Annotated in this window: 22 protein-coding genes and 1 pseudogene; 6 read left to right on the top strand and 17 right to left on the bottom strand. The window is 56.7% G+C overall.

Going from position 1 to position 25,578, the window contains the following annotated elements; translation table 11 throughout:
• Positions 1-71: 71 nt before the first annotated feature.
• The 11 genes from BH682_RS36210 to BH682_RS34955 form a co-directional block, all read right to left on the bottom strand.
• A complete protein-coding gene (locus tag BH682_RS36210) occupies positions 72-1,460 on the bottom strand; it encodes an O-antigen ligase family protein (RefSeq protein ID WP_143542613.1) in 1,389 nt (462 codons plus the stop codon).
• A gap of 23 nt (positions 1,461-1,483) precedes the next feature.
• A complete protein-coding gene (locus BH682_RS35785) occupies positions 1,484-2,521 on the bottom strand; it encodes a glycosyltransferase (RefSeq protein ID WP_080961172.1) in 1,038 nt (345 codons plus the stop codon).
• Positions 2,518-3,345, bottom strand: a complete 828-nt coding sequence (locus BH682_RS34995) for a glycosyltransferase (RefSeq protein ID WP_075836637.1) — start codon at positions 3,343-3,345, stop codon at positions 2,518-2,520. Before BH682_RS34995 ends, BH682_RS35785 begins: the two co-directional genes overlap by 4 nt.
• Positions 3,346-3,422: 77 nt before the next feature.
• Complete coding sequence (locus BH682_RS34990; protein ID WP_047270462.1) at positions 3,423-4,778, bottom strand: lipopolysaccharide biosynthesis protein; 1,356 nt, start codon at positions 4,776-4,778, stop codon at positions 3,423-3,425.
• Positions 4,775-5,947 carry a glycosyltransferase family 4 protein gene (locus BH682_RS34985; protein ID WP_080961170.1) on the bottom strand — a complete coding sequence of 391 codons (1,173 nt, stop codon included), beginning with the start codon at positions 5,945-5,947 and terminating at the stop codon, positions 4,775-4,777. The genes BH682_RS34990 and BH682_RS34985 overlap by 4 nt, the downstream gene beginning before the upstream one ends.
• The gene (locus tag BH682_RS34980; RefSeq protein WP_223304681.1) at positions 5,947-7,230 is read right to left on the bottom strand and encodes a glycosyltransferase; all 1,284 of its coding nucleotides are present in this window, start codon (positions 7,228-7,230) and stop codon (positions 5,947-5,949) included. The genes BH682_RS34985 and BH682_RS34980 overlap by 1 nt, the downstream gene beginning before the upstream one ends.
• A 576-nt stretch (positions 7,231-7,806) precedes the next feature.
• Positions 7,807-9,126, bottom strand: a complete 1,320-nt coding sequence (locus BH682_RS34975; protein ID WP_047270460.1) for a UDP-glucose dehydrogenase family protein — start codon at positions 9,124-9,126, stop codon at positions 7,807-7,809.
• 130 nt (positions 9,127-9,256) lie between these two features.
• Positions 9,257-10,225, bottom strand: a complete 969-nt coding sequence (locus BH682_RS34970; protein ID WP_047270459.1) for a GDP-L-fucose synthase family protein — start codon at positions 10,223-10,225, stop codon at positions 9,257-9,259.
• A gap of 5 nt (positions 10,226-10,230) precedes the next feature.
• Positions 10,231-11,253 carry a GDP-mannose 4,6-dehydratase gene (gene gmd, locus BH682_RS34965; RefSeq protein WP_047270458.1) on the bottom strand — a complete coding sequence of 341 codons (1,023 nt, stop codon included), beginning with the start codon at positions 11,251-11,253 and terminating at the stop codon, positions 10,231-10,233.
• A gap of 127 nt (positions 11,254-11,380) precedes the next feature.
• Positions 11,381-12,907: a sugar transferase gene (locus BH682_RS34960; RefSeq protein WP_047270457.1), complete on the bottom strand. Its 1,527-nt coding sequence runs from the start codon at positions 12,905-12,907 to the stop codon at positions 11,381-11,383.
• Positions 12,908-13,840: 933 nt separating this feature from the next.
• Positions 13,841-15,241 (bottom strand): IS1380 family transposase, encoded by a 1,401-nt coding sequence (locus BH682_RS34955; RefSeq protein WP_047270456.1) that lies wholly within the window; start codon positions 15,239-15,241, stop codon positions 13,841-13,843.
• Between the two features lie 914 nt (positions 15,242-16,155).
• On the opposite strand from BH682_RS34955, the gene BH682_RS34950 reads away from it, so the two are divergent.
• The gene (locus BH682_RS34950; RefSeq protein WP_047270455.1) at positions 16,156-16,413 is read left to right on the top strand and encodes a hypothetical protein; all 258 of its coding nucleotides are present in this window, start codon (positions 16,156-16,158) and stop codon (positions 16,411-16,413) included.
• A gap of 111 nt (positions 16,414-16,524) precedes the next feature.
• Here the strand turns inward: BH682_RS34950 and BH682_RS34945 are convergent.
• The 4 genes and pseudogenes from BH682_RS34945 to BH682_RS36205 all read right to left on the bottom strand — a co-directional run.
• A pseudogene (locus tag BH682_RS34945) lies at positions 16,525-16,869 on the bottom strand (DUF3349 domain-containing protein); the annotation flags it as partial.
• A gap of 236 nt (positions 16,870-17,105) precedes the next feature.
• Positions 17,106-17,906 (bottom strand): SigB/SigF/SigG family RNA polymerase sigma factor, encoded by an 801-nt coding sequence (locus BH682_RS34940; protein WP_047270454.1) that lies wholly within the window; start codon positions 17,904-17,906, stop codon positions 17,106-17,108.
• A gap of 160 nt (positions 17,907-18,066) precedes the next feature.
• Positions 18,067-18,330: a hypothetical protein gene (locus BH682_RS34935; protein WP_143542612.1), complete on the bottom strand. Its 264-nt coding sequence runs from the start codon at positions 18,328-18,330 to the stop codon at positions 18,067-18,069.
• Complete coding sequence (locus tag BH682_RS36205; RefSeq protein WP_155419208.1) at positions 18,320-18,466, bottom strand: hypothetical protein; 147 nt, start codon at positions 18,464-18,466, stop codon at positions 18,320-18,322. The genes BH682_RS34935 and BH682_RS36205 overlap by 11 nt, the downstream gene beginning before the upstream one ends.
• A gap of 324 nt (positions 18,467-18,790) precedes the next feature.
• Between BH682_RS36205 and BH682_RS34930 the strand changes: the two genes are divergently transcribed.
• Positions 18,791-19,096: a MerR family transcriptional regulator gene (locus tag BH682_RS34930; protein WP_047270452.1), complete on the top strand. Its 306-nt coding sequence runs from the start codon at positions 18,791-18,793 to the stop codon at positions 19,094-19,096.
• A gap of 3 nt (positions 19,097-19,099) precedes the next feature.
• Here the strand turns inward: BH682_RS34930 and BH682_RS34925 are convergent, their stop codons facing one another.
• Positions 19,100-19,498, bottom strand: a complete 399-nt coding sequence (locus BH682_RS34925; RefSeq protein WP_047270451.1) for a hypothetical protein — start codon at positions 19,496-19,498, stop codon at positions 19,100-19,102.
• Positions 19,499-19,880: 382 nt separating this feature from the next.
• Here BH682_RS34925 and BH682_RS37250 point away from each other — a divergent pair, with 382 nt between their 5' ends.
• On the top strand, positions 19,881-20,243 hold the full coding sequence (locus BH682_RS37250) for a DUF2254 family protein (protein WP_317629244.1): 363 nt from the start codon (positions 19,881-19,883) through the stop codon (positions 20,241-20,243).
• 17 nt (positions 20,244-20,260) lie between these two features.
• The gene (locus BH682_RS34920; RefSeq protein WP_263284180.1) at positions 20,261-20,971 is read left to right on the top strand and encodes a DUF2254 domain-containing protein; all 711 of its coding nucleotides are present in this window, start codon (positions 20,261-20,263) and stop codon (positions 20,969-20,971) included.
• A gap of 1,058 nt (positions 20,972-22,029) precedes the next feature.
• On the opposite strand, the gene BH682_RS34910 is transcribed toward BH682_RS34920, so the two are convergent.
• A complete protein-coding gene (locus BH682_RS34910) occupies positions 22,030-22,785 on the bottom strand; it encodes a hypothetical protein (protein WP_047270448.1) in 756 nt (251 codons plus the stop codon).
• Between the two features lie 367 nt (positions 22,786-23,152).
• Between BH682_RS34910 and BH682_RS34905 the strand changes: the two genes are divergently transcribed.
• Complete coding sequence (locus BH682_RS34905) at positions 23,153-24,067, top strand: DUF2510 domain-containing protein (RefSeq protein ID WP_047270447.1); 915 nt, start codon at positions 23,153-23,155, stop codon at positions 24,065-24,067.
• Between the two features lie 320 nt (positions 24,068-24,387).
• Complete coding sequence (locus BH682_RS34900; RefSeq protein WP_047270446.1) at positions 24,388-25,173, top strand: membrane protein; 786 nt, start codon at positions 24,388-24,390, stop codon at positions 25,171-25,173.
• Positions 25,174-25,578 lie beyond the last annotated feature (405 nt).

Raw genomic sequence — 25,578 nt, 5'->3', positions numbered from 1 at the left:
TTTTAACCTCCAGTGACCAATAAGCGGATAGTCGATGCTCGACACATATCAACGGCGCCAAGTCTGCCCCATTACGGAAGCCCCCCAGATTTTCCGCCCAAGCGGAATCGACGTCGAGCAGCAGCATCATATCCTTCGCGCTCACTATTTGAACGACTAGACATCGTGTCTATGGTCCCCCCAGACGATTTGTCTTCGACAGAATCCGAACTGCCTCCAATTGGATGGGCAAGAAGGACTAAAGCGACAAATGACCAACTCATCCAATCAATCCTATCCAGAGACCATGGCCGCTCCGTGATACCGCAGACAATAACAGGAATGGCAGCTATCGATAGCAGCGGCAAATTTACTGCGTTCTTTACGATACAACATACCAAGACACCGAAAAGAACAGCACCAATTAATCCACCAAAGAATAATGCTTCGACGAACTGATTATGCGTAGAATATCCTGCTTGCAGTGGTATCACACCTGCACCGACCAAACTACGCCAGCCATCCGTACCGTAACCGCGAAGACCACTATCCTCGAATCGAGCTAGCGCAAGGGCCCAATAATATGGTCTTCCCGTAAGACTTTCGCCTTTTAAGCCTACCAGCGGCAAAATTACCATAAGCGAAATACCTGTGCCCGAAATAAGAATCGGCAATCGCGGGAACCGCCCAAGCCCCGCCGGTCTCGCATCACACGCAACGAGGACAAGATATGTAACCAGTGCAGCAATCTGCGCCGTACGGTCTCCACTCGCCAAGGCAAGCAATACCGTAAATGCGCTAAGCGTTCTGTTCCACTTTCGAAGACCTAAATATACGAATGGAACTCCAAGAGCCATGAGCAGTCCGAACGAATTCTGATTGTCCCCGATGCCCGAGAAAAGGACTCCTGTCACGCCACACTTCCTCGCATCACACGGAATATATGCATCACTTGGAGCAACAAAAGCACCGATAAAACTAAGTGCAGTAAGCATAGAAACAGCGTATCCAGCACCAACCGCTGCCGTGTTCCCACCCCTTAGGGTAGCAGCCGCCAACGCAACAAATATTAGCGTCAACTGCGCCCCCGGCATTACCCTAAATGAAAGAAGTGCACTGAGCATAATTATCGACACATAAATTAGTCCGCTGATTCTAAACTGCTTTAGCCGCATCGAGCGATAACCCACTACGGCAATTAGAAAAATAGCAAGCAACGGTGACGCAATCTGATTGACTGAAGCCGACATTCCTTCATAAGTAACGACTCGATTAAAATTAACATCGGCCTCGATAATGCGGCCTCCGGTAAACACCGCAACGGTTGTAGTAAGATTCGGAAGGATTACGACTGCACCGACTGTCACGGCGGTGAGATCAAATTCCTTCAACGACAACGAAACTCGAAGCGACGAGGCGATCATGGCAAACGCCACGATACCCGCGAGGCCATATAATAGATTGTTCAACTGCTCCTCCACTCGTAAGCGATGCCACCGCAACTTTACTGGTCTAAAATTTTCAACCACGAACGCCAACAGTCAGCGTCCAACTGTACAGCTGAGACACGCCAACTGGAGCCGCCTTGGTCTAATACCTCGAACGCCCGTTTGGCGAACTCCGCACTGTCCCCCCGCCCTATTAGCTGCCGATCTGGGAGCAACTCGCCGATCGCTCCCCCCTCAAACGCAATCGCAGTCGCACCGACCGTTAGAGCAAGAATAAGCGATCCGCTCTGAGTAGGTTCAATATATGGAGCGAGAATCAAATCGGCCCTACTTATATGACTAACTAAATCACTATCCGAAACCGGAAAATGGACGGCCTCAACCGTCCCTACGGCACTTTCTTGTACCGCAATCCAAAGATCTTCCGGAACCTCGCTACAACCAACCAAAGTCAGATGATAAGGCCGAGAAAATAGACGACACACCTCAACGAGCACATCCGCGCCCTTATCGGGGCGCAGCGCGCCGATATATGCGAATTGTGCCCGTCCCGATTCGCCAGAGAGAAGTGAATGCGCATCCTCCCTAACCGACGACACCATACCTCGATATGAGGGATGCGAAATGGTTGGTTCCTTCCCGCCATCGAGAACCTCTGAATGAACGGGTGATGCCTTGACATTTTTACGTAAGAGCCCACTTATCCCAGTGGGTCCCGATTGCATCCGAGTACCGACAGGATTGTGATCGATCCAATACACAGATCGGAACTTCGATAATCCCAACATTACCAACGCCTGCCAGGGGTCCCGTATCCAAACCAAGATGCAAATCGAATTCCGGCTTAGCAAAGACGCCACTGCGAATTTCAGTGGGGCAAGAAGACGATTCAACCCCCAACTTATCAAACCAATCAATCCGGGCGGCCGGTTGAGATGCAATGAAATAGTCGGAGAATAGTACTTGCCGCCAACACCCGCCGAATATAGGGTTACGTCCGTTTCTTTTGAACTCAGAACTCGTGCAAGTTCCGCACCATACGGATTAACTGAGTTTGGATCAAAAATCATGAGTTTTGCAGAAAACTTGGTCATCGAAACAAATTCCTCGTGCGTGTAATCCTGCCCTTCAAAGTGGAAATTGATGACCGCTTTGATTTCTGCATGCGAACAAACATCCTGTCTATTGAAATGAGTAATGGCAAATCGCCATAAAGTCGAATTTGTCGAACCTTTGCAATCCTATCGGGAATCTCCAGTCCATTATTTGCGGATATACCACCACCTTCGTATAGCACCAGAAAATTCGAAATCTGCAGGGGCGAATTAATTTCACTAAATCGCGCAACCAAATCGAAGTCCGCTACAAATCCAAAGGTCGGATCGTATCCTCCCAACATCCTGACTAGGTCCGTTCTAAACCAACAAGCTTGATGGCAATGTGGCTGTATACCAAAGATATGACGAAGTCTACGATGCGGAATATTTCGGATAGGACGCTGCGGTATCCCTGTCCCCATTGCATGCATCGCCCCACTAACAATCCATTCAGGCGATCTGGCGAACTCGTTCTCCAACCTTGCGAAAGCACCCGAATCGAGAAGAGAATCACCGCTATTCAAGTATTGAACATACCTCCCTGCAGCTGCCTCGGTACCCTTGTTCATCGCATCGTAGACACCATCATCCGATTCGCTGATCAAGGTTGCCATTTGCGACGGCCAGCGATCTGCAAATTCAAGAAAATTCAGTCTGGTCCTCTCGTCTAAAGATCCGTCAATGACGATGATCTCAATCGGCATTTCATATCCAACTTGCCGCTGTATTGAAGCTAAAGTCTCCGCGACACCGTCAGGATCTTCATAGCAGACTGTAACAATGGTCAGGGCGACGGTTTTTGCGGGATTGCTATATCGCAAGGCTTACTCCAATCCTGTTCTTGAATACTTCTACAATAGTGTTCTGAGGAAACTAAAACCGTTTGATTACCAGATTTCTACGATGATTCTTTCGCTAGAAAAGAACCTTCGTCTTGCATTTGCCCATCGTCATGCATCGACCTCGACTTCCAAAGGCCGGGTATCACTTGACAGCACAGCACCGCACATGCTGTTGCAAGGAGCGGTCCAATCGCTCCGAAATTTTTCGTAAGATAGATGCCGAGAACTATTGCCACCACGCACATCACAACTACACTTCGAGCTTGGAATGCAAGACCGACTTCTGAAGTCAAGAACATACCTGGAACCTGCTGAACACACTGCACGATCAACAAAAAACCCAGCGCAATTAGAATTGAAGTGCTCAACTCTATCGATGCATCAGAAACTACAGCAGCAAATACCGGACCGATTAGAATAATTGCGCACGAAATAAGTACCCCACCAAGCGTGAACAATGCTAAGGCTTTTCGATAAAGTTTGGCAGTATCCATTCTTGCTTGCCGCTTATTCGCAAAGATTGGCCATAACGCTACCGCCGACGTAGAAACCAGCGACCAGATGGGAACGTATATTTGCATAGCGATGCTATAAACGGACAAATCGATTGGATCCGCATATCTCGATATCAATATACGATGAGACTGAAATGCTACAGGAATCATTAGCATAACAATGAACATCGGTCCAGAGGTTTTGAAAAGTTCTCGTATTCTCAACTTTCCAGGAATCAGGAGCAACCTCGGATGCATCTGAAGTCTGTTGAGCGCGATGACAAACCCCACTATTGCAGAGAATAAGATTCCCAATGACGGCGCAATGGCCGCATACGGAGGACTTATTTGAGTATTTACGAAAACGTAGGTACACGCCAGATTAACTAGACTACTAAGACCGGCAATTGCAATTGCTACATGATTTAGTCCGATTCCGATCAATATTCTGGATCCGATCCCAAACGGAATTGAGATAACGAATATCGCAACGACGGCCACAAATGCATGATCGAATTGTGATCTGTTAAGGTGCTCGTTCCCTAAAATGGCTGACCATGATACGAATCTGCTTAAGGTCGTTACCAATGCCACCAATACAAGACTTGAAAAAATAAGAAACCAGAAAACCCTAGCAACGAGTTGCGCCTTACTGACTAGGGTTTTGGTTGGGTCTGCAACTCCGCTCATGATCGGCGCACCCATTCCGAAATCGGTGAACGGGATAAGTAAGAACAATGTAGCGAGTAACGATATCGCGCCGAAAGATATCGCGCCGTAGTGCGAAACCAATAAGTATGTGGATCCCACCCCGCTGATGGCGGTCACTGGAAACGTAAATAGCCTTGCTCCAAGGCTTTTGCGCAGGGTCCCGAACTCGCCGCGTTTCTTTGGTCGAACACGGTGCTTGGCCGTCATAACATCTTGCCGACCCTAGCGTAGGCGCGTAGCAAATTCTTCTGTTGCGCTTCGGGAAGCAGATGCTCGGACGAATACCGGTTTGCACCAAAAGCTAATTTCGAGTAAAGAGCGGTGTCGCTGAGTATCCGATGTACCGCATCGGCTACCGCGGCCGGATTTCTGTCGTCCACCACGATTCCTGCATTGAACGAGGAAACTGAAGACGCGATTGCTGAAGACTTAGTCACCACAACTGGTTTGCCAAGCGCTAACGCGGTGGCCAGTACGTTCCCCCAGGGTTCGTTTTCAGAGACCATCACGAAAACATCACATTGGTCAACACGATCTGCAACTTTGTCACCCCCTATGGCGCCTTCATAATGTAAGTTTCTGCATGCTGCTTGTTCAATCTGGTTCAGGTCCCCCTCATCGGGTCCCACCACTCGATATTGATCCACCCACCCGTTCGCGGCCGCAATCTGTGCGGCTCCGATAAAATCGCGCAGGCGTTTTCTCGGGTGAAGTCGGCTCAAGAACAGGGCTTGGACACCACGGCCTTCACATGCGTTCATTTTAATGCTTAGTCCGGTCGGTAAAGGATTGCCGAGTTCGAAGCACATATTTTCCCCGACGCCTGTCAGTTCTCGGATATCGGATGTTTCCCGTTTCGTTAGTGAGATGATAGAATCAGCACGCCGCAATACTGGCAGCGCTACGATATCCACTAGCGAGTTAATGTAACTCTTTCGAGCAGTCATCATGCCATGCGGTTGGATAATTATTCTTTTGCCAAACAGGATCGCTACAACGGCTGCGAGCAGCGGTATAATTTCGCGGGCGTAGCTTATATGAACGATGTCGGACTTTCTGACATTCGCGACGATCTTGCAGATTCCACCAACCGAGATTAGACCCGAAAATCCCAATAGGGAGAATATTTGTCGCACTTGAAAAAGTTCACATTTCACCAGAGCCGTCTGAGGCATTTCGGGGCGGTCATCAACAAGATGCGCCGCTAGGAAATTTACTCGAATCCCAGCATCGGCGAGAATCGCTGACTGTCGCGTCGCAGTGTCGAACGGCCCGCCATATTTTCCTGTCGCACTACCCAGCGTTACAACTCTGGTTACGACAAGATCGGAAATCGCTTCACCCTCTGAAGATAGGTTCGAATGGTACGGCAGCATTAGGTCGCTCTTCTGTTCTCGCCATTGTTGGCCATGGCCAACAATATGGTTTCGAAATCGTCCAGCGCACTTTGCTGTGACAGCTTGGAAAATGAGTACGCTCGGCCCGCGGTGCCCATTCTATCTTGTGCTTGTGGATCATTTTGTAGCTTTTCGACGACGCGGAGCAAGGCGGATGGAGAACCAGGGTCCACTCGGATACCTCCACCGGATTGCTCGATCTCAGATGCAGTGATACTGCCGGCTTCAGTCGCAGCTATTATTGGAAGACCGCTGGCAAAGTAGGTGGTCAGTTTGCTCGGAACAGCCATCTCAAAGACACCCTTTCCCTCATTCACCAAGAGTATATCTGCGCTTCGAATCGCTTCCATGAATTCATGATCAGGTAATGGATCAATGAATTCGATAGTTTCGAGTCCCCGACTCTTCTCCTCCAGTTCGGCGCGTTTATTTCCATCTCCCAACAATACGAATTTTACTGAAATACTTTTCGACTGTGCTATCTTGGCGGCTTCGATAACGTTTTCCATAGCTTGTTTGGCTCCGAGGTTACCGGCATGAAGAACGATACACTCGTCACCTTTTCGAGATAGTCCCTTACGTTGTGAATTTTCCCCCGGCATAGAAGGTAGCCGAACATGCGTCCAGTTGCGAATTGCGACGATTTGGGAAGCATTAACTTTCAACTCGTTTTCGACGTATTTGCGAAAACGCTCATGAATTACTACCACCTTGTCGAAAGAACGTAACGAAAGTGACTCAAGCCATGTTGTTATCGATGCTGACGTGCCATGTAATGCATCCGTTTCGCGCACACCTGCGCTGTAGAGGTCCTGCACCCAAATAGCCATTGGGGTCCGCGTTCGAAGTATTCGCTGTCGCAGAATAGAAATGGTAGAGCCAAGCAACGACGGACTGACACAGATGATGACATCGTTCTTGCCCCATTTACTAAAAGCAACTGACAGGCCGAAACTGACTTCCATTGCTATTCGGCCGACCGGGCTAGCCCTCTTTGGCACGAAATGCCGATATCTTTTTATTTCGATTCCGTTGATATTTTCAGTCCGACGGATACCGCGATATCTACGATCTATCCGCCAAGCTGGATAATGGGGGTAACCTGTTTTGACATTTACCTCGTGCCCTCTCGATTTCAGCCCGTCGGCCAATCCGCTCGTATACACCGATATCCCTGTAGGCTCTGGGACATAATTCAGTCCCACTATCAGGATCGAAATTTTCCGCGTCGATGTTGCGCCCGCCCCTATATCGTTCATCATTGCCGACCTCCATTCATAGATTCTTGTATTGATTTTTTAGAAGATCGATATGCCAGAAGGGATTTCCTGCCGCGGCAATGAGGGATTTCTGGGTTTTGAGCCCATAATTTCCTGCTCTTCGAAGGATTCTCGACGAGGATTTCTGGTTGGACTCCGCGCGGAGCGCATGAAGCAAACCCGGATAAGAATTTCGGGGAATCGCAACGAGCTACGACAAAGTGACGGTTATTGCGATTTGTCGACCCCTTAGTCGCACTTTCGCACGATTGTTTCACTGATGAAATTGAAAGGTGCGAAAAAATGGCGGAGCCTTGATTCCTTGCCCATGATGACGATCGCGTCACCAATACTGGCCTACCCCACGGTCCACCAATTATGATAAGGTCGCCACGTCGAACTGGTGACGCACGTAAACTGGCTTGACGGAAGTCCAGTTTGCGCCCCAAACCCGTTACATTCTTGTTGATTGTAGTCATGACTGTTCAAATTTCGTCAGTTGCTGCCGACCGGGATCAGCCATCGTAGTATGGTTCCGCCGACTCATCAGCCGATTAAGGTAGTTCGTGCCGATCCATTTCATGGCCGACCCAGTCCCCTGTACATCCACCCATCCGAACGCCATTGGTTGGGATCCAGACAATTTCGTCCGTCGATCAACTTTTTCTGTCGTACGATAGACCCAAGCGAGGCCGGCTTAAGCGCCTTGAATTCCTTCCATTCGGTAAGTACTAGGACCACGTCGGCACCCCGACACGCTTCCAAAGCCGATGCGCTGTAGTTGAGCGTGGGAAACAGGGCGCGGGAGTTGTCCATCGCTTTTGGGTCGTACACATTTACGGTTGCGCCTTGAAGCTGGATTTGCCCTGCGACGTTCAAGGCTGGTGAATCCCGTACGTCGTCGGAATCGGGCTTGAACGCAGCACCGAGTACTGCCACACGCGCACCCAGAAGAGATCCGCATGCTTCTCTTGCCAGTTCCACCATGCGCGAACGGCGGCGCATGTTGATATTGTCTACCTCTCGAAGGAACGTCAATGCTTGATCGGCACCTAGCTCTCCAGCGCGCGCCATGAACGCACGTATGTCTTTGGGCAGGCAACCACCACCGAACCCGATGCCGGCGTTTAAGAATTTTCGGCCTATTCGATCATCGTGTCCGATCGCGTCTGCCAGAACCGTCACGTCGGCGCCCGCTGCTTCGCAGACCTCGGCGATAGCATTGATGAACGATATTTTCGTTGCTAAGAAGGCGTTGGCCGAAGCCTTCACTAGCTCTGCAGTGGCCAGATCAGTGATAATGAACGGGATATTCTCGTCGAGCAGTTGTGCATAGATGCCCCGCGCCAATTCTTCTGCTCGCCCCGCTCGTGACGGGTCAACTCCGAGTACCAGTCGATCCGGATGCAGCGTGTCCTTGACTGCGTATCCCTCTCGGAGGAACTCGGGATTCCACGCTACCTCGACACCAGCACCGGCGGGTGCCAGCTCCCGAGCTCTTGCACCGAGCCTCTCGGCGGTTCCGACGGGTACGGTGGACTTTCCGAAGATCACGGCGGGCCTTGTCAGCAGGGGCGCCAACGTCTCGATCACCGCATCGACGTACTTCATGTCGGCGGCGTACTCGCCCTTTTTCTGCGGTGTGCCGACGCCTAAGAAATGGACCTCAGCAAACTCAGCGGCCTCGATGTAGGAGGCGGTGAAGCGTAGGCGGCCTGCGGCTATGTTTCGTTGCAGAATTTCCTCGAGTCCCGGTTCCCAGAATGGGACCTCTCCGGCCTCGAGTTTGTGCAGCTTTGACTCATCGACATCGACTCCGAGCACGTCATGGCCCAATTCCGCCATACATGCTGCGTGTGTTGCACCGAGGTAGCCCGTACCGAAGACCGTGATTCGCATGCTCTCGCATTCCTTTACGTACGTTCCGCCGACCTAGTGTGGTGGACGCTAGATGTTGAAATTCTGATCTCGGTTGGACAAAGAGATTGGAACAGGTTGCAGCGGTAGCGAATCGCCGCACCTCGCGTCGCTAGGTCCTCAGGGATTGCGCGTGCGACCGATACCATTCGACGGTTGATGCAATACCGTCGTTCAAACTGATCTTCGGTTTCCAACCCGCTTCCCGAAGCGTGGTGACGTCCAGTAGCTTCTGTGGAGTGCCGTCGGGTTTGGTGGTGTCCCATGCGGTAGTGCCGGTGAATCCTACTGCGTCGGCGACGATCTCGGCGATTTCTTTGATGGTTGAGTCTTCGCCGGTACCGACGTTGACCTGCTCGGGGCCGTCGTAATGCTCGAGCAAGTGAATACAGGCTTTCGCCATGTCATCGACATGGAGGAATTCTCGTCGTGGCGAGCCTGAGCCCCAATTAGTTACCGTTCGTATGCCGTCACGGCGCGCACCGTCGTACCGACGGATGAGGGCAGGTAATACGTGCGAGCCCTGTGGCGAAAAGTTGTCACCTGGACCGTAGAGGTTGGTCGGCATCGCCGAGATCCATGGCAGGCCGTACTGCTTTCGCACCGCCTGAATCTGCAGAATGCCAGCGATTTTCGCGATTGCATAGGCGTCGTTGGTCGGCTCAAGGTGACCGGTGAGGAGGTACTCTTCCTTGATCGGTTGCGGCGCCAACTGGGGGTAGATACATGATGAACCCAGGAACAGCAGGCGCTGAACACCGTGGGCGAGTGCGGCGTCTAGTACGTTCACCTGGATTCGCAGGTTCTCGGAGAGGAAGTCGACAGGATATGTGCTGTTCGCAAGGATTCCACCGACTTTGGCTGCGGCGAGCACTACTGTCGTCGGCTTCTGCTGCGCAAAGAAGGCGAACACCGCGTCACGGTTCTTGAGGTCGAGTTCGGCCGAGGTCCGACCGATTAGATGCGAGAAGCCTGAGCCCTCCAGTTGACGCCAAATTGCAGACCCGACCAGCCCGCGATGCCCAGCCACGTAGAACGGCGCGTCGCGGTCCAGGGTATTGGGCTCGAATTCGGAAGTCATAGGTCTCATGCCCAGTCCGGTAGCGATGGTGTGTCGATCCAGTGCCGACCCTCGTGCTCGAGTGCCTCGACATCTGCATCAACCATGATCCGGGCGAGTTCTGGGGTGTGTACCGTGGCTTTCCATCCAAGTTTCTGTTCGGCTTTGCTCGCATCGCCGATGAGAGCATCGACCTCGGTGGGGCGAAGATACCGTTCATCGAACTTGACATGTTTCTCCCAGTCGAGACCGGCGTGTTCGAACGCGACTGTGAGAAAATCCCTGACTGAGAAATTGCCGCCGGTAGCCAGCACGAAATCTTCGGGCTCGTCTGCCTGAAGCATTCGCCACATTCCCTCTACGTACTCGGGTGCATACCCCCAGTCGCGGATGGAGTCCAAGTTGCCCATGTAGAGGTTCTGCTCAAGACCCGCTTTGATTCGCGCAACCGCTCGCGTAATCTTTCGCGTCACGAAAGTCTCACCGCGTCTTGGTGATTCGTGGTTGAATAGAATGCCGTTGACAGCAAATATACCGTAAGCTTCTCGATAGTTTCTGGTGACCCAGTAGGCATACACCTTCGCTGCACCGTACGGCGAGCGTGGATAGAACGGAGTGTTTTCGTCTTGAGGAGGCGGTGTCGCTCCGAACATTTCCGAGCTCGACGCCTGGTAGAAGCGACACTCCAGGCCTGCCATCCGGACAGCCTCAAGGAGGCGGACAGACCCGACCCCGGTGGTGTTCCCGGTGTGTTCAGGTTCGTCAAAGCTCACACGCACGTGTGACTGGGCAGCGAGGTTGTACACCTCGTCAGGCTGAATCTCGGTCAGCAGCGTCACCAACCGAGCCCCATCACTCAAATCCCCGTAATGAAGGAATAATCTCGCATCCGTGTCATGCGGATCCTGATACAAGTGGTCAATACGAGACGTATTGAACGTCGACGACCTGCGAATCAAACCGTGTACCTCGTAACCCTTACTCAGAAGAAGTTCGGCAAGATACGACCCGTCTTGACCTGTGATCCCGGTGATCAATGCTCGTTTCACTGAATACTCCTACTTACTAGTCGCAAACTACATCGGGTAAAGAATGGGCCAGGCACATTCGAGACTTGGCGACCATCCGGCTATCGGGACACGGTTTCTATCTCACTCAAGGGCTTTCTGCGACGCACTAGTAGGCCCCATCACTCCCCACCACCGCCTTGAGAGTCTTGGCGATGATCAGAATGTCTCCCATCATTGACCAATTGTCGACATAGGAAAGATCCAGCCGCACAGTGTCCTCCCAGGAGAGGTCCGACCGTCCGCTTACCTGCCAAAGTCCGGTGATCCCGGGCTTGACCAGCAGTCGTCGACTGACGGTTCCGTCATAGGTCTCTACCTCGCGACGGAGAGGCGGGCGCGGGCCGACGACGCTCATTTCGCGGCGGAGGACATTGAAGAACTGTGGTAATTCGTCGATGGAGTACCGGCGTAAGAATCGCCCCACCGGCGTGACTCGCGGATCGTCTCGTATCTTGAAGAGGACTCCTGCGCCTTGATTGTCTTTCATCAGTGCGGAGATTTGTCGGTCGGCGTCCTGCACCATCGAGCGGAACTTGAGCATAGGGAACGGTTCGCCGTCCAAGCCCATACGCTCGGCCTTATAAATGATGGGACCTGCGCTTGTCAGTTTTACCGCTAAGGCAGCAGCAAGAAGTACCGGACTGATGAGAAGTAGAACCGTCGTCGCGAACAGAAGATCGAACGACGTCTTCGCGAACTTCTGGGCCCCGTGATATCGCGGGCGTTCCACATGAATCAGCGGGAGGCCTGCGACGGGGCGCATGGACAGTCGGGGTCCGGCGACATCGAGAATGCCGGGGGACACTACGAGGTCGACATGCTGGCTCTCCAGATCCCACGCGAGCTTGCGCATTCCGTCCAACCCGAGATGTTCGGTCGCGGTGACAGCGACAGTATCTGCCCCTACTACGTCGAGCGCTTGGGCGACGTCATGTTCGTTACCGAGCACGGGGATGCTTCGATCACCAACTGTGATCGCCTGGCTCACTTTTCGGTTATGTCCTGGAATGCACACTCCGACGACTTGGAAGCCGTCAGCCGTTCCACGCTCGAAGTTCTCAGCTAGGTTGACTACTCCTTGCCGACTACCTACAACGAGTACGGACGTTCTGAACTCGCCGTGAGCACGTCGGCGGGCGATGACGCGTCGCCAGTACCAACGGTTTGCGATCAACGCCACCAGGCCGGCGGGGAAGGCGAAAGCGAGATACAGGCGGGCGATGTCCAGTTGGAGGAGCAGGCTCACGATCGCGATCAGACCGAAGAGTCGTACAGTGCTCACGAAGATTCGTCTGTACTCTTCGGGTCCGCTGCCGATTACTCGGATTGATCTGGTTCGGAAGACGCTGAGGGTCGCGATCCACATGAGTACGAGAACGAGCGATACTGCGGTATAGCTGTACTGACCGGACACGTTCGGGGTTACTCCACCTGACGTCACTCCAACTGATTCTCCTCCGAACCGAAACCACTGCGCGAGTGCTACCGCCGCGATGATTATCACTGAGTCACTGATTGCCAATCGCCGGACGTAGTTGGCCTGCCACCGGTGACGTGTCGACGGCTGTGACCGAGCGTCGGTTACCGCACGAAGGCGCGCGTGGGACTGCTCACTGTCGTAGAACGCCGTCACTGGACCGCTTCCCCTTTCCTTGCCGTCCGACGAGCGGAAAGCGGCCTAGCATGGCGATTTGTAGATTAGTCGAGGCAAATGCTCAGCCCAAACCGGCCCGAAGCAAGTATTTCGCTTCCACGTCAACATGACTAATCGCGATTTCGCTGTGTCCGTTACGGACCTCGCAAGCATTCTCGCATTGTTGTCCGAATTTAGGATGTATCCGCGACAGGTCTGCAGGCCAAAGCGAAACCCTCCCGTCGCGGCTGCGTTGCGACCGCCGGCGATTCTCCGTAGCAAAAAGGCCTCGACACCGACGCTGATCGAGAAAATTTCACATTCACCTCACTAATTGGCAAACTCCTAGCAGGTCACCTACTCGTCAGGGATACGAAAAACCTTCACTACGCCCCCCCGACCACAGCATCGCCGATTAACGAGGTATTTGCAGGTAACTTGTTTTTGTACCCGTAGCCAGAGCTCAATAAGTACCGCAACGAGGTGGGCTTAACAACCCTGGCATCGCAGGACCTTAGTCCTAAGGAGGCTTCAGAGTAATAAATCCCGCAACCGATAGGCGAATGCTCCCTGTTACGCGGCGCGCTGCACGAGTTCGCGCCGGCAATCGCTCATAACGTATCCGAGCCACACTCGACAAAAGTGATATAGATCACATGATTTTGATATTTGGTATTCGTGCCCAGTCCACGGATTGGTCGTAATGGGGGCGGCCGTTTCTCCTCAGACAAACTGAACCCCTGAGACGATGCATGCCTATCGGCAAGTTGCTCCATGACGCCGCCCTCGCTAACCCCGCTGATTCACGGGCCGGTGTAACTGCTGATGTCGGGTGACGGCGGGCTTGTTTTCGCGTGTGGGCGTGCGGGGGTGCCGGCTGGTGCTGTCGTGGGCGGGTCTCCGGGTGGTGCTGTCGTGGGCGGGCAGGTGGGGTCAGGCGGGTTTGGGGATCGCGGCGATCTTGTTGAACACGGCGACGATCGCGACGGCCCAGGGCCACGTCTCTGGGATCTTCACGCGTCGCCTGCGGCTGCTGCGAGTCAGCCGGGCTGCCACGTGCAGGAAGCGGTATCGCAGCGCCTTGGGCTCGCACAAGGCGAGAACTGCGGCCTCGCCGATGCAGGCCAGCATCCGCGTCCACGCCACCAGATCTGCGGCGATCATCACCGCCACCAGCCAAGCCTGATTGAGCGCGAACTCGCGTGAGGGCAGACGTCCGAGCCCGGTGTCTTTTGCGTGACGGATCCGGTCCTCGACCCGGGCGTGAGCCCGATGCCTGGCTTCAAGAAACTGCAGCTGCCCGGCGCTGGTGTTGGTGACAAAAGCCTGGTAGCGCCATCCATCGATCTCCTCGAACATCGACAACTGGGCGCCGGGGTGGGGCCGCTCGCGGCGCACGATCACCCGCATCCCGTCTGGCCACTTTGCGAGCATCCCGGGAGCGAGGAATCCGGTCAGCTCCGCGATGTCGGCCCCGTCACGAATGTCCCCGTTGGGGTTGAGCGCTGGTCCCCACGCGGCCTCGGGGCAGGTCGCGATGGCCCGGCGAATCGGGGCAGTGATAGCGAAGCCGACCGAGTACTCCACCCGTCGACCACGAACGCGGTTCTGCTCGGTGATCCAATCCAGCAAGTCGTGGGAGGCGCCGGCACCGTCGGAGCGGATCAGCAGGTCACGCCGGCGGGCGGCGGGGATCTGCGCGATGGCTTGGCCCAGAACGTCGATGTGGTCGGCGGCGGTGTTGGACCCGGCGTTGCCCGGGCGCAGGCTCGCGGCGAGGAACTCTTCTGTGTTGTCGCACCACACGCCGATCGGGTGGTAGCCGAAAGTGCGCTTGTACGTCGGCGCGGCGTTCTCCTTCTCGCTGTGGGTGACCACGATGGTGGCGTCCACATCGAGCACGACCGTCGATCCCAGATCCCGCCCCGCACACGCCGATGCGGGTACTCCGCCGGGCAGTTGGGACCACACGTGCCGCCGTGCCCGAGCCCGCGCCACCTGGATCTTCTTGCGCTTGCCGGCAGTGACCTCATCGAGCGTGCGCCACACCGTCGGCGCCGACGCCACTGGGCCCAGGGCCCCGGACTGGTGGCGCAGGACGCCGATGTCGGAGATGGACTCGCCGCCATCGGCGAGCATCACCGCGACGTCGATCAACACACGGCCGCGGTCGTGGATCGGGATGAACCGGCGGCGAGCCATGGCCCCTGACAGCTCGGCGGTCAGACCGACCTGATCAGCCAGAAGTCGAGGCACGATAGCCCCGGCATGCGAGATCACCCCGACACCATCAGCAGTAACGGACAGACCAGCCGACCACGAAGTACGCTTCACCTACCGAGTGCTTTCTGCTGGAGAACATGGAACCTTAGACAAGTCCCAGTTTCCCCTGCTCAGGAAGCACTTCGGTCTATTTACGCCCAGCGATCCGCAGATTCCCATGAATCACCCGGGTTAGGCGTCGAACATACCCACGTAGAGCCGAACGTGCCGCCGGCGCTCCAGGCGTCGGTAAAGCGACGTCGGTGCTCCGGCCAGATAACGCACCGACACGCGGCTAACGCTGGCTGCGAACCATAGCTCGATTCGATTCAAGCACCCACCGCGGGAATGGCCGTCGAACCGCTGACCTCCACACCGTTCGTTTGCCCTTCCATCGGTGCGCTCGAACCCGTACCCCTAGTGGGCAATCGGGCGCTGAATGCGCGACAGCTCGCCATCACATCCCCCGCCATCACCGCAGTACCCGCGCGGTCGAGCACCCAACCGGCCGTCTCGGTGGACCGGCCAGGCCTTGGACGCCTCCAAGACTCAATCGAAATTACTGCTCGGGATCGGCGGGCCGACTCTTTAGGTTTAGGAACTAGCGGCCGAGGGCAGTAATAGCTCGGCCCACCGAAACAAACGCACCCGTCCAGGTGGGCCATCCAAACTGCGCGTCGCCTGTCAACCCTGACGCGCACAGCTAATCCGGAGTACCCCTGGGGATCCGGTGAAGCTACGTGGACTGTGCGCCTTTTCTTTAGTCGGATTTGGGCGCACACGGTCCGCCCAATCGACTACTGACGAGCGACTGGGCGGACCACCTTTTTGTATGCGTCGTGAACAGGTGGGCAGAAACGAATGGGTCCGATGAGAACAGTCTCTTCGTTCATCGCGACCCTCTACGAGGTGTCGACCCGCGTACGGACCTGTCTGCGCCGCCACCTGTGGGAGGACCATCGGACGACAACTCTAGGAGCCTTCCCGTGACACCCCTCACCAAGTTCAGCGCGATGTTCTTGTGGTCCGTCCTGCTGATCGCAGTGGTCGGCATCGCCGTGGGGCTGGCGCATTCGATGTGGGTGGCCACTCTCGCCTGGCTGATCGTCGCAGGCGGAGCAAGTGCATGTTTGATACGTCTGCAACAACGGCGAGCCGTAAGGACCCGTGGAGTGAAAAGTGCTCGTGGGCAACGAGAACAGCGCGCTCACCGCGACAGGCACGACGGCACCGGTTGGATCTGACACCATCCCGCACTCCATCTAGGTCGATCCTTCCCGTCCGCTGGCGTCCGTCGGCGGGGCTGCCTTCTCTGGTGTCCCCTGTTCGTCGCGTTGCTCGACAGAGGCAGCATGCCCGGTCCCATCGGCCAGTCTTCTGTCTTCGGGCACCGGCGAATCATCGTGCTCCACAGGCCAGCCGCCCGCTGACAACCGCGCAGACACCCGGGCAACATCGTCCTCGGATGGCTCCTCCCGCAAAACATCCGCCACCACAGCACGAACATGGCCGTAATCGATACGGCGCCGCGGGGTCTCGTGGGCGTGCTCGATGGACAACGCCACCACTGCCTCGAGTTCGTCTTCGCTCAACCGCCGCCGTAGGACAACAAGCATTGCGAAATGATCTTTCTCCGGAATCCCTTCCGGGTAACCACTTCTGAGCCAATCGCGCACAGTTTTCACCGGATGACGGTTCACCACAACAACCGCCTCACGCTCTGCTCGGCCCGACTCCGGCACCTCGGACTCGTTGGTCAACGAACGATCCCGAGGGACTGTACGCACTTGTCGCCGAGTCGCTCATCCGTGCGACGGTTCACTCCGGCGGCCACCGCGGGTCTTATTTACCGTGCGCTCCAGTAGCTTTGTGTAACTTGCGCTGCAGTAACTTCCGTCGGCATGGCCAGGTTCGAGTGCGTCTTTCGTTTACGGTCTCATGCGGCAACTGCCTCGACGCCGGTGCGTGATGTAGTCAAGGACTGCGACATGCGCAAGGTCTCGAGGGACTGGGTGAGCATCCGGGAAACATGCATTTGGGAGAGTCCGACCTTGGCGGCTATTTCCGCTTGGGTGAGCTGTCCGAAGAAGCGGTACACCACGATCAGTCGTTCGCGTTCGGGGAGCGCAAGCAGCGCCGGCCGAAGTGTTTCGCGGTTGTCGATGCCGTCGAGTGCGGCGTCGAAGTCCCCGAGGGTGTCCGCCAGGGACCTTCCGTCATCGACTGTTGTCGCATCGAGCGATGCGGCATGATAGGAGTCTCCGGCGGCGGCTATCTCCCCGATGTCAGCAGGGTCCACCCCCAGTTCTGCAGCAAGTTCGGGCACCGTGGGTTCGCGGCCCAGGGTCTGGGTGAGCGAGGACTGAGCTTTCTTAAGCGCGAGGTAGTTCTCCTGCAGGGAACGCGGAACCCGAACGTCCCAGCCGCGATCGCGGAAATGCTTACGCACTTCGCCCATCATCGTGGGGACCGCGAACGCCAGAAAATCTCGCCCTTTCTCCAGGTCGAATCGGTTCACCGCGCAGACCAGTCCGACGCTGGCAACCTGAACGAGTTCCTCGTGGGATTGACCGCGACCGCGGTACCGGGCGGCGATGTGGTGGGCGATCGGCAGACACGACTCTACGATCTGCGCGCGCACGCGTTCACGGCCCGCTCCGTCCTGCGGTGCTGAGGCCATCTGCTCGAAGAGAGCTCCCAGGTGGGCGTAGTCGGCATCTGTGGTCCTGGCGGTCATGAGTTCACGATCTCCTGGGTGAGGGGCACTGCCTGGGCCGAGCGTTGAGGGGAAGCAGTTGACGCTGTCCGCGCACTGACGAAGGGATCACCGCGGTGCGGGCGTACCGCGTCCCAGAGTCCGGGCCTCACAGTTTGCTCGAATTCACGTTCGTGGTCGTTTAACCGGTGGTGTTGATCGTCTGCAGCACGAGGGGGAAGGCGATCGCGGCGAGAAGAGCGAACACGGCGCCCGCGACGGGGCCGGCGAGCACGTAACCGACGGCGACACCCAAGACCACCGCGATCATCGCCACCAGAACGGCGTCGATCGCCGCCCCTCGCCACCCCCGCGACGCCGAACGCCGCATGTCCAGCCTTGCTCCGTTTTCACGCACGGGGATCACACCTGCTCGATCCCGTTCGACGAACGATTCACAGGTCATCGCGTTCACCCTTACCTGGCAGCGGATCGCCGAACATCATCGCGATGCGCACTTTGAGTTCAGCAGTCCCCAAGCTCGAACGCGAAGTGCTCAAGCTGATCACGTCAGCAGTGCTGGACGTCATGGCGATGGTCATTCGTACTCCCGAGGTCCAGGTTTCCCGCATGTATCTCATCGTTGCAATGTCATAAATCTATATCAGCTGACGCAGATAATTGACAACACTTCCAGCATTGCGCGGTCGGCTACGACGTCGATCCGGGGTATCGATTCCCGTCGATGCGCCGACCGAGAGAACTACATCGGCACCATAGGGTCTCGTTGCTGCGCGCCTGCGTTGCGCGCGGCAGACGAAATATGTGGCGTACGCATCATATTTGCGGATTGAACGGGCGAAGAAGAGCTGTGCGTGCATGTTAGAGTCGATATGGACCGGAATCGAACGGAAAGGGCTGTCGTTGTGACATCCGAGACTGCGGTACGCGCCCGCCGAGGGGTGTACGGCATCTCGGTGATGTCGGAGCTTTCCGGAGTCGGTCCGCAAACTTTGAGACTTTACGAGCGCCGCGGCCTCCTGACTCCCGCCCGTACCGACGGTGGGACACGCCGCTACAGCGAAGCGGACCTCGACACGTTGCAGCGCATCAGCGCGCTGATCGACGAGGGGATCAACCTGACCGGCATCAGCGTCATTCTCGCGTTGGAAACAGAGAACGCCGTCCTGGCGGCGCGGATAGCTCAGCTGGCCAGCCCATCGGAGGAATGAACCTCACCTGAGAGCGTCGGGTGGCGCGCAGACGGGTGCGTCGGTATGGCGGATGTCGCCGAATTCGGCGTCCGCCTCGATTTTGTTTCCGCCGCTCTCGAGTCTCTCGACGGCCGAGTCAAACGCGTCGATGAGCCACGGGTTCGTGGCCTCACTGAGCTGAGCGTTCGTGCCGTCTTCTTCGGTGTGCAGGATGCGCACCCACCAGGAACCGTTCACGTCGGGCTCGTACCACAGCCCCTGCGGGGAGTTCGTTGCCAGGACATGGCGGTTGTATTCGAGATCGATCCGGATGGCGTAGGCACCGTCGAGGTTGACGACATTGACTGGCCGTTGCGAGGCTGCAGCCAACGCCACGAGAGCGTCCTGATACATCTCGGAGAACTTCTTCGTCAGTGGCACAGCCCCTCCTACCTGCTCTTCGCCATCGCCGTGCCCTGCACCGGGCACAGAAGCATTCCAGCCACAGGGCGAGGAACTGCCAAAGATCCTAACCCAGTCAAAGCCCGTCACCGGTCGTACAGTCCCGCACTGTGGGCGCGCAGATTCGCATGGACGCGCAGGCAAACGATCTCCGACTCCAGGACTCACTCTTACCTGTGGCGGAAACACCCTGCAGCCGCGGACAATCGAACATTGTCGTATCGCGACACCGCCCTAGGCGTACGTCTTGTGCTGGGATCGGCGTCGTCTCGGAGGGGCGGAACTCCTCGTGCGGAAGATGCGCAGAATGCGCGTTCATGTTCACCGGGCCGGCGCGCGGTGAGCGCAGTCAGCTCTTCCGATCGGGCGGCGAGTTCGCCGGAACAGGCCGGCGCGAGAGCGCGCAGGTGGTCGGCGTCGGTGGCGTAGAGAGACACGGGCAATCGAAGCGGACGGCCGCCGAGCGCGAGAGAGCACGGAATGGAACGCACCGGACGTCGTCGCGGGTCCCGGGATCGTCGTCCCCGCCGATCGAGACGGATGGATATCCCAGGTCCCGACCGAACAGATTTTCGCCGCGGTGCCCGACAGCGCGACGATTCAGCTCGAGACACGACCGGGCGCGTATATCCACTGCGGGGAAGCTCTGTTTCGGCTGTGGTTGCCGCACGACGCCCGCCCTTGGCAAACACGATCCCCGGGCGCCTGCAGGCGTCAGTGGTGATTTCCGATACTCGTACGATGCAACAGGACGTTGATTTCGCGCTACGTCAATTGACGGACATCGCCCTACGCGCCCTCAGTTCCGCGATCAACGACCCCACCACCGCCAGTGAGGTAGTACTGCGTCTCGGCAGTCTTCTACGCCTGATCTCCGACAACGACGTTCCAGCGACAGCCATCCGTGGACCGAAAGGGAAGACGCTGCTCCAGCCGTGGCTGCTCTCCCGCCAGGAGTACCTCCACCACGCCTTCGATCAAATCCGACAAGCCGGAGCCCACCAGCAGCACGTAGCGACCACCCTGGCACGGGTGCTTCGCATGCTGATCGAGTACGTTCACGAAATCGGGCGCGAAGACTACCTTCCGGCACTGGAAACCCAACTTCGGCTACTCATCGACGCGGTGGAAACTGCTCCCTTCATGCACCCGCACGACCTGCACCGATTCCACGAAATCGCCCTCTCCGACGAAGACCCCCGCCGAACACCACCTCAACGACAAACGTCGTCCCCACTAATTGGCGTTTCCACTCGAAGCGGCAAATGGTGTCGATTTTGCCCCCGCGATCAGCGAGACCGCAACGGATTTGGCGGCCTATCCGCCATCGTGGACGGCGCTAGGGATACTCCACACGGATGCTCCCGCTTGAACTGGTCGGTCGTGAGCTTGATTCGGTCGGGTCGCGTCACTCGTATCGGCTCGCCGGTCTCAGGATCAACCGGAATGTAATCGCCGTAAACCCCTGAGTCGTATCCGGACGAAAACGCGCGATTTTCCCGTTCCGCTTTCTGCTGGGCAAGCAGTCTTTCGTTCCTGGCACGGCGCTCGCGAATCATCTTAACCGTTGCCCACTTTTGGTAGCCGAAGGCGAAAATCAAGAAACCAACAACCAGTCCGCCGAGTACGAGGGCAACTATCCAGAAAAGGTGCACGGCAGAAATTTCACAGGTAGCGGTAGCGCGTTGCCAAGCTGCTTGGACTGCAGTTGTTTTCGGATGTAAGAGGGCGCGTCTCGACGTGTCGCACTGAGGATCTCAATGCGGGAAGCAAGGTCCGCTGTGTAGCGACGGATGTGCCAGCATTCGACAACCTGCGGTGTCGCTTCGATGCGTGGTGAATTCGGGTTTCGCGCCGTTGCGAAGCACATGCCGCTTCAGCGCTTGGCCGCGAGGTCGGTAGTGCGAAGGGTGAAAATTACCGGGTGCGCGACAACTGAACTCCGCTGCGCCAGACAACGAACCCGGTGAGCGCTCCGACCGCAGCGCTGGCCAGTGGCCCGACGATGAGATACAGCGTCGGGCTCTCATCACTGCCAGGGCAGAGGGAGATCGTAGGTAAGTTGGTCGGATCCGTGATCTGCGATGTCAGAGGTGCGTACGAAGAGCAATGGGTCGGTTGTCCGAGCCACCAAAGCACGAAGCCAACGCAGATAAGACCGCCAATCAAGAAGGTTGCAGCCCCCGCTGCGATCAACGTACGCATCTCAGCATCCTTCCATGGTCGCGACCACGTTCAGTTCGGCGAATAGCGTCGTCACACAGCTCAAACGTTGAAATCAGTTCTACTGCAACCATATTGGCTACCCACGAACAACATCGTGTACATCACCCATTCGCAAAACCCGAATGGGCCTTCCTCATCGGGCCAAACCGTCGAGTAGCAGCGCGACACTTGGGTGGCACGCGATCCGTGCCCTCTTTCCATCTTCACTCGCAGTCACGTAAAAATCAGGCCCACTCTTCGCGTGGAGAGAGAGTGGGCCTGATTTTTTTGTGTGGAGCCTCAGATCAGGAGAGGCTACCGAAGATGTTGCCGAGCGAGCCGGTGCCCGTCTCGGGGTCGGCGTCCTTCTTGGCGAAGTTGGTCGTGCATCCGTTGAGCTTCACTGCGTCGACGAAGACGCTCGAGGCGGCTGAGCCGGTGCCGACACTGACCCCGTAGTGCTCGACCTTGGCGTCGGGATTAGCTGCGACGATGGCATCGAGTGAGGTGGGAACGCCCTTGGCTGCGCCGCCGATGGTGCGGGTGCTCCACCAGAGTCCGACCTGGATGTTCTCGTGCGTCACCGCGTCCGTCGTAACGGGTGCGCCATTCTGACTCGGCATCCACACCAGAGTCGTGAAACCGTTGTCGGCCGGACTTGTGGTGCCGGTCAGACGCAACTGGAACGCGGCGCTGGTAGTGACGGCACGCTCGGAGAACCCGATCTCCTTCGCTGCGGCATCGGAGAGCTTGATACCCCCTGCCGAGTGGTACGAGACGGAGCGATCCTTGACATCGGTGACCTCGAGTTTGAGTGAGCCGTCCTTGTCGAAGACGTTCTCAGCCGAGTAGGAAGCGGTCTGATCCTTCTCGTCGGTGAACGGGATGCCCCATCCGTTGACGGTGGTTTCGGTCGACGTCGCGGAGCACGTGAAGCCCGCCCCCGGATCTGCGGAGCCGAGCGAACCGGTCGGTGCCGCATTGGCGAAAGCCGGCGCGATCAGCGCGGCCGCGCCGACGAGGGCAGCGATGGTTCCGGTACGACGAGTGTTCTTGGACATGCGAATTGACGCCTCTCACAGGGGGAAAGTAAAGCTCCGGGAAAATTAGCACAGACCGGACGGTTTGTGCTAGGCCGAATCGGACAAACCTCATCTACCGGAGAAATTAGTTCTTTCGGGTTAGTCCTTTAGTGGTAGTGGGCGGGGCTGTTGGACGTCATGTGGCCGAGCCCGTCCGCCCGACGATCTCCTGCCGATTCCGGCACTGCGGCGCCTTCGCGAGTCATCGATCAGAAATCGCCGAACATTTCCGGCAGCATTGCGCTGAAAATCGCCCTTCGCAGGATTTCGTTACCTACTCGACTTGTGAGTTTGTCGACATCCAGAATCCGCATAGACGCACGAAGTCGACATCTAACATCTACCAGTGCCTGAACATTCCGCCGGACCACCCAACCCTGCTCCAGGTTGGTATCCAGATCCGCAATCGCCTTCTCTCCGTTGGTGGGACGGCCAGACTTGGGTCGACAAATGGGCACCCGCGTCGGGAACCCCGACATCCACTCCCCTACCCATCAGCGCACCCGCGGGGCCCACCACGACATCCGGTCGCAGTGAACCGCTGCAGGCGAACGACTTTCAGTACCGGGAAGAAATCGAAAAGGTCACGTCCTCGGATGGGACATCTGTACCCACCAAGAAGGCCGCTGGTCCGCATTGGATTCGATCCAAGTGGTCGATACTCGCGCTCGCTGCGTGCCTGTTTCTTGCCGCGGCCTCGACTGTCGGCTACTTCGCCTTCCGAACGGATCCGCTGGAATTGCAGACCGAGCAAGGCCCGCGTTCCATCACCTGCGACTGGTACGGCGGTGATGGCAAGTACGCAGTCAAAACGCCGCCCGCCATCATCAAATCAATCACTCTGACAGAGAACAACGATGCGCTGGTGGAATTTCGTGCACGGTTCGACCCCGTCCCGACACAAAACAAGACACCGAATACCGACGGAGTTCTCCGAACGCCGGTCACCACCTTGGAGCTAACCCTGTCCAAGACACAAAGCATGTTGTCTCGAGGTGAAAGGGCGTTTGACAAGTACTACCTGTCAATCCGGCCCGAAGACCGATTCGCCGTATACCTCTCCGAAGACAACGGGCGCACCGGTATAGAGCAACCGAAGAACATCAAAATCTTTCGGGACGACCAGGATGTTGTCATCCAAATCGATCCGAAGGAACTGCCACTGTTGCCAACGGGGAAAACCTTCGGGTTCATGGCTGGAACCTGGTACGACGGCGCGGGGTTCGGGAGCTCGAACTACCAGTCGCGAGATTGTTCATAGAGGAGGACCACCTGCGATCGGCTTCGGAACCACTTAGTCAGGGAGACAGCAAGGGCCACCAAAACGTCCGGCCACGAGTAACGCCCGGTCCATTCACCGCGGTCCACGTCTACAACAGACTCCGTTGACCTCTCTGGCACCCCACCCGAGATCCGTGATCCGTGGCTGCGATGCTCGCACTGACAGCGCGCATCAACCCCGCTGTCGCAGATGGCCAATTAAATAGTGAAGAAAAGCCGCTGCAGCAACTTGGCATGCACCAGACGGCACGAATCGGACGGCGGAATCGGACGGGTGCAGTACTGCAGTAGGTTGTCCCAATGGCCAACGGCAATCAGATCGCGCCAATATCGAAGTTCGAGCAAACCTTGCGGGCAACGGCCCAAATGCCTGGGGTACGGATCGATAGGGAAGCGTTCCTCCGCAGCGAGTTGAAGCGGTTCTGTTCCGACGACCAGATCGCCCGCGCGATTGCCACGACCCCCGCAGAAGCGAACATTCCGCTGAGTGTGATCGACCAGATCGCTAACAGCGTGATCAAGTACGAGACAGGCAAAGTAACGACGATCTCGGCTGTGGCGGGCATTCCGGGTGGATTTGCAGCGTTCGGCACTGTCCCTGCCGATGTCGCGCAATACTATGGTCACCTCCTACGCGTTGTTCAGAAGCTTGCCTACATTTACAGCTGGCCGGATCTGTTTGACGGGGACGGTATGGACGCCGCGACCGAAAGCATGCTGACGCTGTTCATCGGCGTCATGTTTGGGGTTAATGCGGCGCAGGCCGGCGTAGCGCAAGTATCGGCGCTGATCGCGAAGCAGATGGCGAAAAAGCTCCCGCAGCAAGCGCTGACCAAGGGCACGATCTATCCGATAGTCAAGAAGGTCGCGACAGTTCTTGGCGTCCAGATGACCAAGCAGATCTTCGCCAAGAGTGCGGCCAAGATCGTTCCGTTGGTCGGGGCAGCCGTCTCGGGCAGTCTCACTTTCGCCACATTCTTGCCCATGTCCAAGCGCCTTCGGAGGCACCTCGCGAGTTTGCCGCTCACCAAGCCAAGCTGTGCGAGCGATACGCAGTTGTTGAGAGACACAATCATCGCGGAGTAGTACACAGGCCGTGTCCCAGACACTAACCGCCGGCACCGCGTCACCAACGTCCGCGCCTCATACAACTAGGAGGGGATATCCCGCGGATTCCTGACGATACCTTCCTTCTCGATAACCAAGTATGCACGGACTCAACTGTGGACCGATATTGCGGAGTTACTCGGCCAGACCACAGCCCACATCTCACCCGACCGACTACACGATTTCGAACCGGAGACTGTTCCCCGAGAAGTGCACTTTCCCATAAACTTTTCCCCCTATCCGAACGATAGCCCTTCGCCAAGAAGCTCAAGGTGCTGTTGCGACTGCTTGACGAAGGACGTGACCCAAACGAACAGTTTCGCCTCCTATTGCCCGCTGTCCGGAGGCCCGAGGCTCGCGGCAGACACCAACGATCACACAAAA

It is taken from the genome of Rhodococcus sp. YL-1, assembly GCF_001942025.1.
Taxonomy (GTDB): Bacteria; Actinomycetota; Actinomycetes; order Mycobacteriales; family Mycobacteriaceae; genus Rhodococcus_F; species Rhodococcus_F qingshengii.
The sequence above is the reverse complement of the archived record's forward strand: the minus strand, read 5'-3'. Positions and strand labels throughout refer to the sequence as shown.